The 14,893-nt window shown below is 62.0% G+C and carries 14 protein-coding genes; 5 read left to right on the top strand and 9 right to left on the bottom strand.

The features are described from left to right. Window positions 1-21 precede the first annotated feature (21 nt). The 6 genes from ACSBPU_RS09375 to clpS all read right to left on the bottom strand — a co-directional run bounded on the left by ACSBPU_RS09375 (window position 22) and on the right by clpS (window position 7,771). Window positions 22-1,191, bottom strand: a complete 1,170-nt coding sequence (locus tag ACSBPU_RS09375) for a branched-chain amino acid ABC transporter substrate-binding protein (protein ID WP_442597524.1) — start codon at window positions 1,189-1,191, stop codon at window positions 22-24. A 120-nt stretch (window positions 1,192-1,311) separates the two neighbouring features. Then, entirely contained in the window at window positions 1,312-1,956 is a 645-nt protein-coding gene (locus ACSBPU_RS09370; protein ID WP_442597522.1) for a PqiC family protein, read from the bottom strand. 28 nt (window positions 1,957-1,984) lie between these two features. Further along, the gene (locus tag ACSBPU_RS09365; protein WP_442597520.1) at window positions 1,985-3,643 is read right to left on the bottom strand and encodes a PqiB family protein; all 1,659 of its coding nucleotides are present in this window, start codon (window positions 3,641-3,643) and stop codon (window positions 1,985-1,987) included. After that, on the bottom strand, window positions 3,640-4,971 hold the full coding sequence (locus ACSBPU_RS09360) for a paraquat-inducible protein A (protein WP_442597518.1): 1,332 nt from the start codon (window positions 4,969-4,971) through the stop codon (window positions 3,640-3,642). The genes ACSBPU_RS09365 and ACSBPU_RS09360 overlap by 4 nt, the downstream gene beginning before the upstream one ends. Beyond that, entirely contained in the window at window positions 4,964-7,285 is a 2,322-nt protein-coding gene (gene clpA / locus ACSBPU_RS09355) for an ATP-dependent Clp protease ATP-binding subunit ClpA (RefSeq protein ID WP_442597516.1), read from the bottom strand. The genes ACSBPU_RS09360 and clpA overlap by 8 nt, the downstream gene beginning before the upstream one ends. A 162-nt stretch (window positions 7,286-7,447) precedes the next feature. Further along, window positions 7,448-7,771 (bottom strand): ATP-dependent Clp protease adapter ClpS, encoded by a 324-nt coding sequence (gene clpS, locus ACSBPU_RS09350; RefSeq protein WP_442597514.1) that lies wholly within the window; start codon window positions 7,769-7,771, stop codon window positions 7,448-7,450. Between the two features lie 164 nt (window positions 7,772-7,935). Between clpS and ACSBPU_RS09345 the strand changes: the two genes are divergently transcribed. After that, window positions 7,936-8,181, top strand: a complete 246-nt coding sequence (locus ACSBPU_RS09345) for a cold-shock protein (protein ID WP_165028941.1) — start codon at window positions 7,936-7,938, stop codon at window positions 8,179-8,181. Window positions 8,182-8,220: 39 nt separating this feature from the next. After that, window positions 8,221-8,691, top strand: coding sequence for a DUF192 domain-containing protein (locus ACSBPU_RS09340; RefSeq protein WP_442597512.1), 471 nt, complete (start codon window positions 8,221-8,223; stop codon window positions 8,689-8,691). A 58-nt stretch (window positions 8,692-8,749) separates the two neighbouring features. Here the strand turns inward: ACSBPU_RS09340 and pcaF are convergent, their stop codons facing one another. From pcaF to xseA, 3 genes are all read right to left on the bottom strand, one after another. Next, window positions 8,750-9,955 carry a 3-oxoadipyl-CoA thiolase gene (pcaF, locus tag ACSBPU_RS09335; RefSeq protein ID WP_442597510.1) on the bottom strand — a complete coding sequence of 402 codons (1,206 nt, stop codon included), beginning with the start codon at window positions 9,953-9,955 and terminating at the stop codon, window positions 8,750-8,752. A 295-nt stretch (window positions 9,956-10,250) separates the two neighbouring features. Further along, window positions 10,251-10,829, bottom strand: coding sequence for a superoxide dismutase [Fe] (gene sodB, locus ACSBPU_RS09330; protein WP_442597508.1), 579 nt, complete (start codon window positions 10,827-10,829; stop codon window positions 10,251-10,253). Between the two features lie 76 nt (window positions 10,830-10,905). After that, complete coding sequence (gene xseA, locus ACSBPU_RS09325; protein ID WP_442597506.1) at window positions 10,906-12,255, bottom strand: exodeoxyribonuclease VII large subunit; 1,350 nt, start codon at window positions 12,253-12,255, stop codon at window positions 10,906-10,908. A 521-nt stretch (window positions 12,256-12,776) separates the two neighbouring features. Between xseA and ACSBPU_RS09320 the strand changes: the two genes are divergently transcribed. From ACSBPU_RS09320 to lpxK, 3 genes are read left to right on the top strand one after another with little or no spacing between them, the layout of a single operon-like run. Beyond that, complete coding sequence (locus ACSBPU_RS09320; RefSeq protein WP_180070696.1) at window positions 12,777-13,382, top strand: MotA/TolQ/ExbB proton channel family protein; 606 nt, start codon at window positions 12,777-12,779, stop codon at window positions 13,380-13,382. After that, on the top strand, window positions 13,379-13,792 hold the full coding sequence (locus tag ACSBPU_RS09315; RefSeq protein WP_442597503.1) for an ExbD/TolR family protein: 414 nt from the start codon (window positions 13,379-13,381) through the stop codon (window positions 13,790-13,792). Before ACSBPU_RS09320 ends, ACSBPU_RS09315 begins: the two co-directional genes overlap by 4 nt. Beyond that, the gene (gene lpxK, locus ACSBPU_RS09310; RefSeq protein WP_442597501.1) at window positions 13,789-14,871 is read left to right on the top strand and encodes a tetraacyldisaccharide 4'-kinase; all 1,083 of its coding nucleotides are present in this window, start codon (window positions 13,789-13,791) and stop codon (window positions 14,869-14,871) included. Before ACSBPU_RS09315 ends, lpxK begins: the two co-directional genes overlap by 4 nt. Window positions 14,872-14,893 lie beyond the last annotated feature (22 nt).

Here is a 14,893-nt window from a genome sequence, read left to right as displayed (position 1 = left end):
GCCCGGCTACCCATCCTGGGGTCAAGAGCCGCTTGGGGCCTTGCTGACCATGGTTTTGACCATTTCCCACTTTCCATCCTTGACCTCGTAGATCGTCACCGAGATCTCTTTCAGGTCGCCCTTGTCGTCGTAGGCGATTTCCTGGCTGGTGGCGCCCGCGCGTTTCAGAGCGGCGAGCTTGGGCAGATAGGCTTCGGGCTTGGCGGAGCCCGCCTCCTTCATGGCGATGATCATGCTCCAGGCCCCATCGTAGGCGTAGGGCGCATAGACGCCGGGATCCGTCTTGAACCGCGTCTTGTAGGCCTCCTGGAAGCGCTCGCCCGCCGCCATCTGCGCCAGTGGCACGCCGGCCAGCGAAGCATAGGTGCCATTTGCCGCCGGGCCCGCCAGCTTCAGAAAGGTTTCGCTGCGAGTCATTTCACCCGACACCAGAGGCGCCTGCATGCCCAGCGTCACCATCTGGCGGCGCATCGGGCCCGATTGCGCGTCGAGTCCCCCGAAAAAGATCGCATCGGGTTTGACGTTCTTGATGTTCGTGAGAATGGCGGCGAAGTCATTGGCCTTGTCGGTCGTATATTCGCGCGCGACGATCTTGCCGCCGTGTGCTTCGACCGCCTTGGCGACCTGATCGGCCAGGCCCTGCCCATAGGCGGTGCGGTCATCGATGAGCGCCACGTTTTTCGCACCCAGATCCTTGACGACGAACTCTCCTGCGGCGGCGCCTTGCTGGGTGTCGCTGGTCATCATGCGGAAGGTGGTGTCGTAGCCCTGCTCCGTATACTGCGGCGAGGTCGCCATGGCGATCTGGGGCAGCCCGGCATCGTGATACACGCTGGAGGCGGGAATCGTCGTGCCCGAATTGAAATGCCCAAGCACGCCTTGCACGCCTTCGTCCACGATCTGCTGGGCGACCTGCACCGCTGTCCGGGGATCCGCCTGGTCGTCGCGCGTAACGAGTTCGAAACGGACGGTCTTGCCGTCCAGTTCGATGGCCTGTTGATTGGCCTCTTCGAGGGCCAGCGTCAATCCGTTCTTCATGTCTTCGCCGTAGTGCGCCTGCGGCCCGGTCAGGGGCGCCGCGAAACCAAGCTTGACGACGGCGGCGTCGGCGGCGTGCGCGCCCGCGCACGCCAGCCCCGCCATGAGGGCGGCGCTTGCCGTCAAGAGTTTGTATCCTTTGATCGACTGCATAATGTTCTCCTGGAATGGACATCGAGACCGCAATCCAGGAACAAAGGTACAACCACCGGGCCGGCGCCGGAACTCTGAATAACCCTCGTAACCCTTTCGCCCCATGGGCGCCGAAGCAGATTACAGGACCGAACAGCCTTTCAGATCCACGCCTTCGACGGCCACCGCTTGACGGCCGCCCTGCAGTTGTCCGGCGATCGCGGCGCCAACGCGCCGCAATGCCTCTTGATGGGCCGCAACCAGCGCCGACACGCCTTCCTGCTGCACCTCCACCCGGGCCGAAGCCCGGCAGACGGTCTTGCGCTTGCCTTCCAGATTCACGGGCGTCAATTGCCATGTTGCATCCTGCAACGCGTACTGCCCATAAACGGACTCGAACCGCTGCAAGGTCAAGGCGACCCGCCAGGCGGGCGCGTTGCCCGCGGCCCCCGCCACATCGATTGCGCCGAGCCGCTCCGTCAAATCGTCCGACAGCGCATTGCGCAGCTCTTCAGACAAGGGCGAAGCCCACAGGTAGCTGTTCAGGATGGCGACCTGGGTCGACGCCGGATCGGTAATGACGATTTGCAGCCGGTCCAGCTGTTCCGGCACGCCGACCGGCTGCACGCTGATGACATAGCCAGGCGCGCCGGCGGCGGCCGATTCCGGCGCGGCCCCGCGCTTGGCCGCCGGCATCAGGGTGTAGTAATGGCTGGCCGGCGTACTGGCGCAGGCCGCGAGCACGGCGGCCAGGGCAGGAATCAGCAAGAACTTCGCACCACGCATGAAGATTTCTCCCTTCTTGGGTTGGATCCTAAGGAACCACCGTAATGGCATTGGGCCCCTTGCCGCGAATCACGGACGACGGATGGGACTGCAGATAATCGGCCAGTGAACGCAAGGACTTGGCCGCATTGTTCAATTCGCGCAATGTGCGCTCGACATTGCCCGTCATGGGTGAGTTCTCGGACAGCAGCTTCTCCACCTCGCCGAGCGACTTTCTGGCCGCCTTGAGCGTAGCGGTGGCCTGAGGCGTGAGTTCACCTTCCAGGCGCTGAAGCAGCTTGGTCACCGCGTTCAAGCTGCTGCGGAGGTCAGTGGCGATTTCGTCGAACGGAACCGCATCGATCTTGCTGACGATGCTGCTGATCTGCTGTTGCAGCCGATCGAAGCTGCCGGCGATGGTGGGCAACACCAGCGGGGCCTTCTGCGCGTCGAACTCCACCTTCTCCGCATCCCGGAAGAAATCCAGCGCAACGTATTGCTGCCCGGTAAGGATATTGGCCGGGCGTATCTGCGCACGCAGGCCGTGCTCGACCAGCGGCCCAAGCAGGGCGCCGCCGCGGTACTGTTCGGCGCCCGGCTCCGCCATCAGGTTGTCGTACACCGCGCCGAATCGCAAGGGATAGAGCTCCGCCTTCACCAGCGCATAGAAGCGCTTGGTTTCCTCGTTGAACTCCAGATCCACATCGATGACCTTGCCCAGTTCCAGGCCACGGAAGTCCACGGGTGCGCCGACCTTCAATCCGCGCACCGACTGCTGGAAGTGGAACTCGATATGGAACGGCGGACCGTCGGGATCGGCCAGCGCCTCCGCCCGGGAGGTCGCCAGCTTGAAGTCGCTTCCCGCCGGCGCCGGCCGGGTATTCGCTTCGTTCGCGGAAGCGAACGCGACTCCGCCCGCGATCATTGAAACCAGCGAACCCGTCTGCACATTGAAGCCATCGGCGTCCAGTGACAGGTTGATTCCGCTCGCATTCCAGAAACGCGTGTCGCTGGTGACGAATTTATCGTTGGGCGCATCGACGAAGACATGTATGTTCACCGATCTGCCGGATTCGTCCAGGTCGTAGCCGATGATGCGGCCCACCTGGATGCGCCGGTAATAGACCGGAGAACCGATCTCGAGAGACCCGAGGTCGTCGGCATGCAAGGTGTAGCGTGTTCCGGGCCGCCCACTGGTCACCTCGGGCGGTTTTTCCAGGCCGACGAATTCATATACCGGCGTCGAACCGTTCTTGACGGGAGACTCCGCGGCATCCACGGCAATATATGCGCCGGAAACCAGGGTGCCCAGGCCCGAGACCCCGCTCAGCCCCAACCGCGGCCTGACCACCCAGAAGCTGGTGTTCTCGCGCGTGATGAATTCCGAGCCGTCGCGCACGAGCTCGGCCGTGACCAGCACCTTGCTGCGATCCTTCGCCACCCGTATGCCCGTCACGGTGCCGATGGCGACATCCTTGTAGCGCACTTTCGTCTGCCCGACTTCGAGGCCCTCGGCGGTTTCGAAACTGATCGTGATGGTGGGCCCGATTGCGAGCCAACTGCGGGCCAGCAGGGATACACCCACCAACGCGGCGACCAGCGGCACCAGCCAGATCCAGGAAATCCTGGTTTCCCGGCGCGGATGCACAGTAGGTGCCAGGACTTTCGCCGGCGAGCTGGGTGCCTGTGGATCTTGGGCTTCGGTCATGCCTTTCTCTGTTGCGCTGAAGAAGGGGTCGGACCCCGTACGGGGTCCGACCCCGCGTTGTGTTGAGCCTGTGGGGTCAGACCCCGCATGGGGTCTGACCCCAGGTTTCTTGCGTCCCATCCCCGGCGCGGATCATAGCTCATCGCCGCCAGCATGGTCATGATGACCACTAGCCCGAAGCTGACCGCGGCGGGCCCCGCCATAACTTGCGAGATGCCGGGAAAATTCGCCATCGAGGTCATCAGGATCACCACGAACACATCCAGCATGGACCATTGCCCGATGAACTCGACCAGTTCATACAGGCGTGTGCGCTGGCGCTGGGCCCGGTGGCCGCGCCACCGATTCTGCAGCATGAGCGCCATCAGGGCAATCAGCTTGGTCATGGGGACGACCACGCTCGCGATGAAGACGATGACGGCAAGGTCCGGCGAACCCAGGCGCCATAGCTCGATCACCCCGCCCAATATCGTGTGCTCGGTATCGCTGATGGCCGTCTTGATCCGCATGACGGGCAGCACGTTGGCGGGCACATAGGCCACCCATGCCGCAATGATCAGAGCCCATACGCGCGAAAAAGGCCTGGGCTTGCGCAAGTGCGTGATCGACCGGCAGCGCACGCAGGCTACGCCTTCGTCGCTGGCGGGAAGGGGCTGCACCATGCCGCAGGTCAGGCAGCTGGCATGGGGCGCGTCGGAGAGTTCTTCCGCTGTGGTATAGGGCGCCAGGCCGGCGTCTTCCGCATGCCGCCATAAGCGCAAAGCCGACAGGCGGCTCAATGCCGTCAGCAGCAAGGTCAGCACGCCGAACGCCAGCATCGCCGGGCCGGGATTGATTGTTGCAAAGCCTGCGAACTTCACCAAGGCAACGAATATGGCCAGCATGAGCACCGGCACCATGCTCCAGGGCTCGGCGAAGCTGAGCAGGCGCATTCCGTATGGGAAATCGGCAGGCAGCCGTCCCGAACGGACGACCATCAAGGCCCAAAGGCAGCAAAGAATCTGCGACAGCGGCAGCCAGAAGGCAAACATGCCCGTCATGATCGCCAGGGTGTAGTGGCCGTATTGCCAAGTCAGAAACAATGCATGCGGCAGGGTCGCATGCACCGACATGGCCTGAACGTTCAGGGTGACGATAGGAAAATAATTGGCGATGCCGAACACCACCAGCGTGGTCAGCACCAGGCTAAGCCAGCCGTCCAGCGTGAAATAGCTTTGGCGATACAGCACGTAGCCGCATAGATTGCAGCAGGCCATTGCGCCTCTTTCGATGGGAACGCGCTCATGCAGCGTTCCGCAATGCCTGCATGCAACCAGCGGATTAGTCAACGAGCTCGGGTTCGGGATGCGACGGCGACGACTGCTTCTGCCCGCCCGACTTGCCTGTCTTGTCGGAGAACACCAATGTCACCTTGCCGTCTTCGTCGACATCGACTTCCACATGCCCGCCATCCACCAGGCGTCCGAACAGCAGCTCGTCGGCCAGGGCGCGGCGTATCGTGTCCTGGATGAGGCGCTGCATGGGACGCGCGCCCATGGCCGGATCGAAGCCTTCTTTGCCCAGATGCAGCCTGAGCGCATCGGTGAAGACGACTTCGACGCGTTTTTCATGGAGCTGGTCTTCGAGTTGCATGAGGAACTTGTCGACCACTCGCATGATGACTTCATGCGACAGCGGCGTAAAGCCGATGATGGCGTCGAGCCGATTGCGGAATTCAGGCGTGAACATGCGCTTGATGTCGGCCATTTCGTCGCCCGTGCGCGCGGGCGCAGCGAACCCGATGGTGCTTCGATTGAGGGTTTCGGCCCCCGCGTTGGTGGTCATGACGATGATCACGTTGCGGAAATCGGATTTACGCCCGTTGTTGTCGGTGAGCGTGCCGTGATCCATGACTTGAAGCAGGATATTGAAAACGTCGGGATGCGCTTTTTCGATTTCATCAAGAAGCAGGACGCAATGCGGCTGCTTGCTGATGGCCTCGGTAAGCAATCCGCCCTGGTCGAAGCCGACATAGCCGGGCGGCGCGCCGATGAGTCGCGACACCGTGTGGCGTTCCATGTATTCCGACATGTCGAAGCGCAGGAGCTCGATACCGAGCACGAAGGCCAGTTGGCGCGCGACTTCGGTCTTGCCCACGCCAGTGGGACCGGAAAACAGGAAGGAGCCGATGGGCTTGTCGGGTTTGCCCAGGCCGGAGCGCGACATCTTGATGGCCGCGGCCAGGGCTTCGATGGCCTTGTCCTGGCCAAACACCACGGTCTTGAGGTCGCGCTCGAGGGTGGCGAGCTTGTTGCGGTCATCCGTGGAAACGCTTTGCGGCGGAATACGCGCGATCTTGGCCACCGTGGCTTGGATCTCGGCCTTGCCGATCAGTTTCTTCTGGCGCGATTTGGGCAGCAGGCGCTGCGCCGCGCCGGCTTCGTCGATGACGTCGATGGCCTTGTCGGGCAGGAAGCGATCGTTGATGTGGCGTGCGGAGAGCTCGGCGGCGGCCGTGATGGCGGCAGCCGAATAACGCACCCCATGGTGGGCTTCGAAGTGCCCCTTCAGGCCGCGCAGGATTTCGATGGTTTGCGGAACCGTGGGTTCGGCGACGTCGATTTTCTGGAAGCGGCGCGACAAGGCGTGGTCTTTTTCGAAGATGCCGCGGTATTCGTTGTACGTGGTGGCGCCCAGGCATTTGAGCTGCCCCGAGGACAAGGCCGGCTTGAGCAGGTTGGAGGCGTCCAACGTGCCGCCGGAGGCCGAGCCGGCACCGATCAACGTGTGGATTTCATCGATGAAAAGCACCGCATTGCGGTTGTCCTTCAGGTTCTTGAGCACCCCTTTGAGGCGTTGTTCGAAGTCGCCGCGATACTTGGTGCCGGCCAGCAAGGCGCCCATGTCGAGCGCATAGACTTCGGCATCGGCCAGGATGTCGGGGACATCGCCTTTGGTGATGCGCCAGGCCAGGCCTTCGGCGATGGCCGTCTTGCCCACGCCGGCTTCGCCCACCAGCAATGGATTGTTCTTGCGCCGCCGGCAAAGCACCTGGATGACGCGCTCGACTTCATGCTCGCGCCCGATGAGCGGATCGATCCGCCCGCTGCGGGCTTCGGCATTGAGGAAGGTGGCGTAGAGTTCGAGCGGCGACTTCTGCTGGTCGGATTTGCTGTCGGTGTCGGCAGCCTGCGCCTTGGGGGCTTCGACGGGCGGTTCTTCGGCCGCCTTGGTGATACCGTGCGACAAATAATTGACTACGTCCAGACGCGTGACCCCCTGCTGCTGCAGGAAATACACCGCGTGGGAATCCTTTTCGCCGTACATAGCGACCAGCACGTTGGCGCCGGTGACCGTGTTCTTGTTGGAATTTCCAGACGACACGTGCATGATGGCGCGCTGTATCACCCGCTGGAAGCCCAGCGTGGGCTGCGTGTCGACCTCGTCCTCGCCGGGGAAGATCGGCGTGTTTTCATTGATGAATTTACGCAGTTCCTGGCGCAAGGTTTCGATATTGGCGGAGCAGGCGCGCAGCACTTCCGCCGCGGCGGCGTTGTCCAGCAGGGAGAGCAACAAGTGCTCTACCGTAATAAATTCGTGTCGCGCACTGCGGGCTTCGACAAAAGCCATGTGCAGGCTGACTTCAAGTTCTTCGGAGATCACGCTTCCTCCATTACTTATCGGAGCGGACAAACAATTCGATAAATCCTATTCTATGACTAAATCGACCTTGCGTATCAACATTAATTTAAAACAACATAACCCTTACTATACATGGACTCGGACGGCGTTGCGCGGCGTCTGCACCGGCCATCGGGGCGCTGCTCAGGCGTCGGGCGCGGGTTCCATGACGCACTGCAGCGGATGCTGCCGCGCGAGGGCCATCTGACGCACCATTTCGACCCGGGTTGCGGCGATGTCCCGCGGGTACACACCACAGACTCCTCGCCCTTCGTGGTGCACCTTCAGCATGATGCGGGAGGCTTCTTCTTCGTTTTTACCAAAAATACGCTGCAATACTGCGACAACGAACTCCATGGGCGTGTAGTCGTCGTTCAAAAGCACCACCTGGTAAAACGGTGGAGGCGCGAGCTTGGAAGACTGGCGATCAAGAACCGTATCGCGTTGGTTTTCGATTTGAGTAGCCATGTGAAATACTAGTGGTTTCCATAGTTGACTATGTTAGGGTAAATTGCGCATCATCGTATTATTCTGAGTGCCTGGAAGTCCGTTGCATGCCAGAATCTAAAGGCTAAAGGTAACCCCTTTGTAGTCGAGTTTCAATTTAACACTATAGTCGAGAGGCAGTCCGCATGTCTGATTCAACCGCAACCTCCACGCCTGGGGATACGCAAAAGCTGACCGGAACCGTCAAATGGTTCAATGATGCGAAAGGTTTCGGATTCATTACCCCCGATAATGGGGGCGAAGACCTTTTCGCACATTTTTCTTCTATCCAAATGAACGGCTTCAAGACCCTGAAAGAAGGTCAGAAAGTCGCCTTCGAGATCGCACAGGGACCCAAGGGCAAGCAAGCACTCAATATTACCGCCGCCTGATACACCATTGTGAAAGGCAAGCATTCAGTATCAATAACAATGTATAAATTGTATCGATCTACGGGGCTGACAAGCCCTGTTTTTTTTGGGCTTTTCGCCCTTGCGCTGGGCGCCTGCCTGATGGCGGGCGGCGCAGCCGCACAAGGAATGCTGCTGCCCACCACCGAACTGCGCGTGGGCTCGCACAAAGTACATGCCGAAGTCGCCGCCAACGATGCAAGCCGTTCGCGGGGGCTGATGGGCCGGCAGTCGCTCATGCCCGATCACGGCATGCTGTTCGTATTCGACGCGCCAACGGCGACCTGCTTCTGGATGAAGAATACGCCTCTGCCCCTGTCGATCGCCTTCATCGACGGCAACGGCACTATTCTCAATCTGGCGGACATGCGTCCTTTCGACGAGACCAGTCACTGCCCCGTCGCGCCCTTCCGGTATGCGCTGGAAATGGAGCAAGGCTGGTTCAAGAAAAACGGGATCGGGCCCGGCGCACGGGTTGGGCCGCTGCCCTGATGGCAGCGCGGCGACCGGCTGGCCCGTGCCGGCGGCTGCGCCGCCCGCCGGGAACGCGTCAGACGCGCTCGAGCACTACCGCAATACCCTGACCCACGCCAATGCACATGGTGCACAAGGCATAGCGGCCACCGCTGCGATGCAGCTGATTGACCGCCGTCAGCGCAAGGCGCGCACCGCTGGCGCCCAATGGATGGCCGAGCGAAATGGCGCCGCCGTTCGGATTGACACGCGGATCGTTGTCGGCGATACCCAGCAGCCGCATGACGGCCAGGCCCTGGGCCGCGAAGGCTTCGTTCAGCTCGATGACATCGATCTGGTCCAGCGACAGCCCGGCCAGTGCCAGCGCCTTTTGCGTCGCAGGCGCGGGCCCGATGCCCATGATGCGTGGCTCGACGCCGGCCGTCGCCATGGCAACGATGCGCGCGCGGGGCGTCAGGCCATGGTCGCGTGCAGCGGCCTCGGACGCCACCAGCATTGCGCAGGCGCCGTCGTTGACGCCGGATGCGTTGCCTGCGGTGATGGTGCCGTCGGGACGTACGATGGGCTTGAGCTTGGCCAGCGCTTCGAGCGTGGTTTCGCGTGGATGCTCATCCGTATCGACCACCAATGGATCGCCCTTGCGCTGGGGAATGTGAACAGGCGTGATTTCGGCATCGAAGACGCCGGCCTTCTGCGCCGCTGCGGTCTTGGCTTGGCTGGCCAGGGCGAATGCGTCCTGGTCCTCGCGGCTGACCTTGAACTGGTCGGCCACGTTCTCTGCGGTTTCCGGCATGGAATCCACACCGTACTGCGCCTTCATGAGCTTGTTGACGAAGCGCCAGCCGATGGTGGTGTCGAAAATGGCGGCGCTGCGTGAAAATGCGGACTCGGCCTTGCCCATCACAAAGGGGGCGCGGCTCATGCTTTCAACGCCGCCCGCCAACATGAAATGCGCATCGCCTGCGCGGATCGCCCGCGCCGCCGAGCCGACGGCATCGAGACCTGAACCGCAGAGCCGGTTAATCGTAGCGCCGGCGACCTCGACCGGCATGCCGGCCAGCAAGGTTGCCATGTGGGCGACGTTGCGGTTGTCCTCGCCGGCCTGGTTGGCGCAGCCGAACAGCGTGTCGTCCAGGAGCTTCCAGTCGATATCGGGATTGCGCTGCATCAGCGCCTTGATGGGAGCAGCGGCCAGGTCGTCAGCCCGGACCGAGGCCAGTGAGCCGCCGTAACGGCCGAAAGGCGTGCGCACGCCGTCGCAAATAAAAGCTTGAGTCGTCATCTGTTAGCCTGCAATAGCAAAAATAAACCCGGTCGCGGCGGTTGCGCCTTGGAAGGCGCGCCGTCCGCTGAATGGACCGATCTTAGCGCATTCGTTGATCGATCAACGAAAAAAACCGGTTTTCGTCCGCGCCGTGGTCACTTGATGCAGGTGTTGCTGGGCCAGACCACGGAGGGGATCTGACCCCCACGCCGGAACGGGTCACACACAAGAAGGGATCAGACCCTATAGGGTCTGACCCCGGCATGGGAAGGGGGTCAGACCCCGTACGGGGTCTGACCCCAATGCCGGAAGCTTAGCCCAGGTTCGACGCTGCGAATTCCCAGTTGACCAGATTCCAGAAGCTTTCCAGGTACTTGGGACGCGCGTTACGGTAGTCGATATAGTACGCGTGTTCCCAGACATCACAGGTGAGCAGCGGAGCGTCGGAGGTGGTCAGGGGCGTGGCGGCGTTGCTGGTGTTGACGATATCCAGCGAGCCGTCGGACTTCTTGACCAGCCAGGTCCAGCCCGAGCCAAAGTTGCCGGCGGCGGACTTGTTGAATGCGTCCTTGAAGCCTTCGACACTGCCCCACTTGGACTTGATGCCTTCCAGCAGCGCGCCGGTGGGTTCGCCACCGCCGTTGGGCGACATGCTGTTCCAGTAGAAGGTGTGGTTCCAGACCTGCGCTGCATTGTTGAATACGCCGCCGGAGGACTTCTTGATGATGTCTTCGAGGCTGGCGTTTTCGAATTCGGTGCCGGCAATCAGGTTATTCAGGTTCGTGACGTAAGCCTGATGGTGCTTGCCATGGTGGAATTCCAGGGTTTCCTTGGAAATGGTGGGGGCAAGGGCATCAAGCGCGTAGGGAAGAGGGGGAAGCGTAAAAGCCATGGTCGATTTCCTTCATAAAAAACCAGTCAGAATGCCAATAAAGCAAGCACGCCCAAGGTGCCGCCGTGGCAGCGCTCTACAGCAAGCCATGCACCTGAACGACGTCTACGCGCACGCTGCCGCGGCCAAGCTCCACACCGAGCTGCTCGCCAACACTCAAGTCTAACGCATTTTTCACGATCTCCCCGTTCTCTTTCCGGACGATGGCATAGCCGCGGTCCAGAATACTGCGAGGGCCCAGCGCCTCGAGCGTCTGGGCCAGCGCCAGCAGCCGCTGGCGGCGGTGTTCGAGCAGCCGCCGCGCCGCATCCGCCAATGCCTGGCGGCGGTAGTCGAGCTCGGCGCGCAAGCCCTGTGGCCGCGGCTGGGCACGCGCCAGCCGGGCACGGACCGCATCCAGCCTGGCGACATGGCGAGCCGAAGCCTGCGCCGCCGCGCGGGAAAGCCGCTGGTTCAAGCCCTGCAGGCGAAGCGCCTGCTGGCTCAGCCGTTGCTGTGGCGACACCAGCAAGGCAGCCGCCCGGTCCAGCCGCAGGGATGCGCGCTCGTGCAGCCGTTGCTGCTGGGTGCAAAGCGAGGCATAGGCAACGCGGACGGCGCGCATGCAGGCTTCGCGGCTATGGCAGCAGAGTTCGGCGGCCGCAGTTGGCGTCGGCGCACGCAGATCCGCCACAAAATCGGCAATGGTGAAGTCCGTCTCGTGGCCGACCCCGCTGATGACCGGGATGGGACTGGCCGCGACGCTGCGGGCCAGCGCCTCGTCGTTGAAGCTCCAGAGATCCTCCAGGCTTCCCCCGCCGCGCACCAGCAGCAGGACATCTGTCTCGGCCCGCTCGATGGCCAGATTCAGGGCGGCGTTCAGCTTGCTGGCGGCATCGAGCCCTTGCACGGGCGCCGGATACACGATGACCCTTACATGCGGCGCGCGCCGCGCCATGGCCGTCAGCACATCGCGCAAAGCAGCCGCCGCCAGAGACGTCACCACGCCGATGGTGGCCGGCATGGACGGAATGGGCCGCTTGCGCGCAGGGTCGAACAGCCCCTCCTGTGCCAGCTTCTCCTTGAGCGCGAGAAAAGCCTCGTGCAGGTCGCCGCGTCCCGCGCGGCGCATGCTCTCGACCTGTAATTGGTAGTCTCCACGAGGCTCGTAGAGCGTTACTGCCGCACGGAACTCGAATTTTTCGCCGGGCTTCGGCACGAATCCCACCGCTTGGCAACGCCCGCGGAACATCACCGCCTTGACGCTCGCCCTTTCATCCTTGATGGAAAAATACCAATGGCCCGACGCGGCTTGCGTGAAGTTCGAAATCTCTCCGCGCACCCAGATGCGGGAAAAATGCCCTTGCAGCAATTCTCCGACCTGCCGATTCAGCTGGCTGACCGTCAGAACCGCGTCGGACGCGGCTGTCGCCTCCAAGAAACTCATCGAAACTCCTAGTTTTCTTCTGTGCTGTCCACAGAGAATTTTGATTTGTCAAATCGGCGAAATATCAATCCGATTTGGCGGTCAGCTCAAATTTCGCTTTAATTCAAGATCATAACTATTTGATTTAAATAGATTTTTCAAAAATACAGCAATTGATCGCAAATTGACCAACGAACCTCGAGAGCTAGTAAATCGCGCCTGTCCGGCAACTTGTGCACAGAATTATCCACAGTTTTTGTGGATACCCTCCGCAAAGCCAGCAAACAAGCCGTTTTCGATGCCAATTTCCGGATCAGACATGCCTTTCCGGCGTAGGCGCTGCCGAATCCGACATTCCACGCCGTTGCCGGATGGCGCGATCTGCGTAAGCAATGCTTCTCAATACTTTCCAGCAGGCGTTCCGCCAAATGGCCCACCCGATGCCGCTTTTCGGCCAAGTGCCATTGAAGAGCCCCATGCTGCGCACTCGATTGTAAAATGCCGGTTTGCCGGACCACACTTTACCCCGAGTGGAGACCATCTTGCTTGAAATCATCCATGCCGCCGGGTGGCCCATCTGGCTGCTCATCGCGACCTCCGTCATCGGGCTTGCGCTCATCATCGAGCGTTTTCTTTCCTTGCGTGCAAGCAAAATATTCCCGTCGCGGCTTCCAGGACAGGTTCTTGAACTGCTGCGCCAGAAGAACGACAACCCGGAAGCCGTCATCCGGCTGGCCGGCAATTCGCCGCTGGGCCGCATCCTGGCCGAGGTCCTGATCAATCGGCATGAAAGCCGCCATTACCGGCTGGCGGCGGTCGAGGATGCGGGCAAGGATGTGGCCCACAGACTGAACCGCCACCTGCCGGCGCTGGGCACCGTCGCGGTCGTCGCGCCGCTCATGGGCCTGTTCGGCACCGTCGTCGGCATGATCGAGATCTTTGCCTCGTACACGCCCGCCGGCGGCGACCCCGCCCAGCTCGCCCGAGGCATATCCATTGCCCTCTACAACACCGGATTCGGGATCATCATCGCCATTCCCGCCTTGATCCTTCACCGGTATTTCCGCTCCCGGGTAGACCACTTCCTGCATATGATGGAACGCGAAGCCAGCTCGCTGAACCGGCTGATCAGCCGGGAGGCCGAATGAATTTCCGCCAGCGCCGATCGGATGACGATCTGGAGATCAATCTGATCCCGCTCATCGATGTGCTGCTGGTGATCCTGATCTTCCTGGCCGCCACGACTTCTTTCACTCGCTTCCAGCAAATGAAGGTGTCCCTGCCGGAGGCCCGAGCGGACGCACCCGTGGAATCCGAAGCGCTGAACATCGCCATCAGCCAGGAAGGCTTGTACGCTCTGGACGGGCAGCTTCTGCCCGGCACCACGGCGGGCGACATCGCGCAGGCGCTCGCCACCGCCGCGCACGACAGGCCCGACGCGGTCCTGATCATCAATGCAGACGCGCACAGCACCCATGAATCCGTGCTTCGGGTCATGGAGGCCGCCCGGCAAGCGGGAATTTCGCGAGTCAATTTCGCGACCCGCAGCCCGCAATGAAAGCGCCTGCCGCGCTGGTTCGCGGACTGCATTCGGCCTGGCGCAAGAAGGGATGGCTCAGCACGCTTCTGCTGCCGTTGTCCTGGATCGCCGCCGCGGCGGTCGCGCGCAAGCGCTCGCAATTCGAACACAAGCCCGCGCTCGTCCACCACTGCCGTATTCCCGTCGTCGTCGTCGGGAACATCTATGTGGGAGGCACGGGCAAGACACCCGTCGTGATTGCTCTTCTCCGGGCCTTGCAGTCCAAAGGCTGGCACCCGGGCGTCGTCAGCCGCGGATACGGCGTCAAGGTCGGCGATCGAGCCAGGACGGGCCAAGGCGATCTCGATGCCGGCCAATTCGGCGACGAGCCCGCCCTGATCGCGCGAACGGCCGGCGTTCCCGTCAGCGTGCATCCGGACCGGACCGAAGCGGCAAGACGGTTGCGGCGCGACTTTCCGAATGTCGACATCATCGTGGCCGACGATGGGCTCCAGCATCTTGCCTTGGGCCGCGACCTGGAGATCCTGGTCCAGGACGCCCGGGGCATCGGCAATGGCCGCATGCTGCCGGCGGGGCCGCTGCGCGAGCCCGCCGACCGCCTGCGCTACGTCGATGTCATCGTCACCAACCTGGTCGCCGGCCAGCCTGACCCCGCTCCCGTCGATAGTCCGGCCCGACAGGTCCGCATGCGCCTGGAGCCGGTGAAAGCGGAAAAGCTCGTATCCGGCGAAACCTTGAACTGGGCCGATTGGCTGGCAGAACATGGCAAGGAGCCCGCCAGCGCCGTCGCCGGCATTGGCCAACCGGCGCGATTTTTCGCCATGCTCAGGCACCACGGCCTGACCTTGAGCCAGACGGCAAGCCTGGACGATCACTACGACTACGCCGAATCGCCCTTCGAGGCGCTGGCCACGCCCATCGTGCTGACCACGGGCAAAGATGCCGTGAAATGCGCCCGCTTCCAGGACTCGCGCATCTGGGTGGTGCATGCCGAGCCCCGCTTCTCCGATCCGGGCTGGTTGGATCACGTGCACGAGATGCTCCGCCTGATCGCGCGCCACAAGGCCTCGGTGGTCCCGCGGCGCCGGGGCGATTAAACTCATGTTTTATCCGAATACT

This window comes from Parapusillimonas sp. JC17, from assembly GCF_052180245.1.
Taxonomy (GTDB): Bacteria; Pseudomonadota; Gammaproteobacteria; order Burkholderiales; family Burkholderiaceae_B; genus Parapusillimonas.
This window is presented reverse-complemented; position numbering and strand designations above follow the sequence as displayed.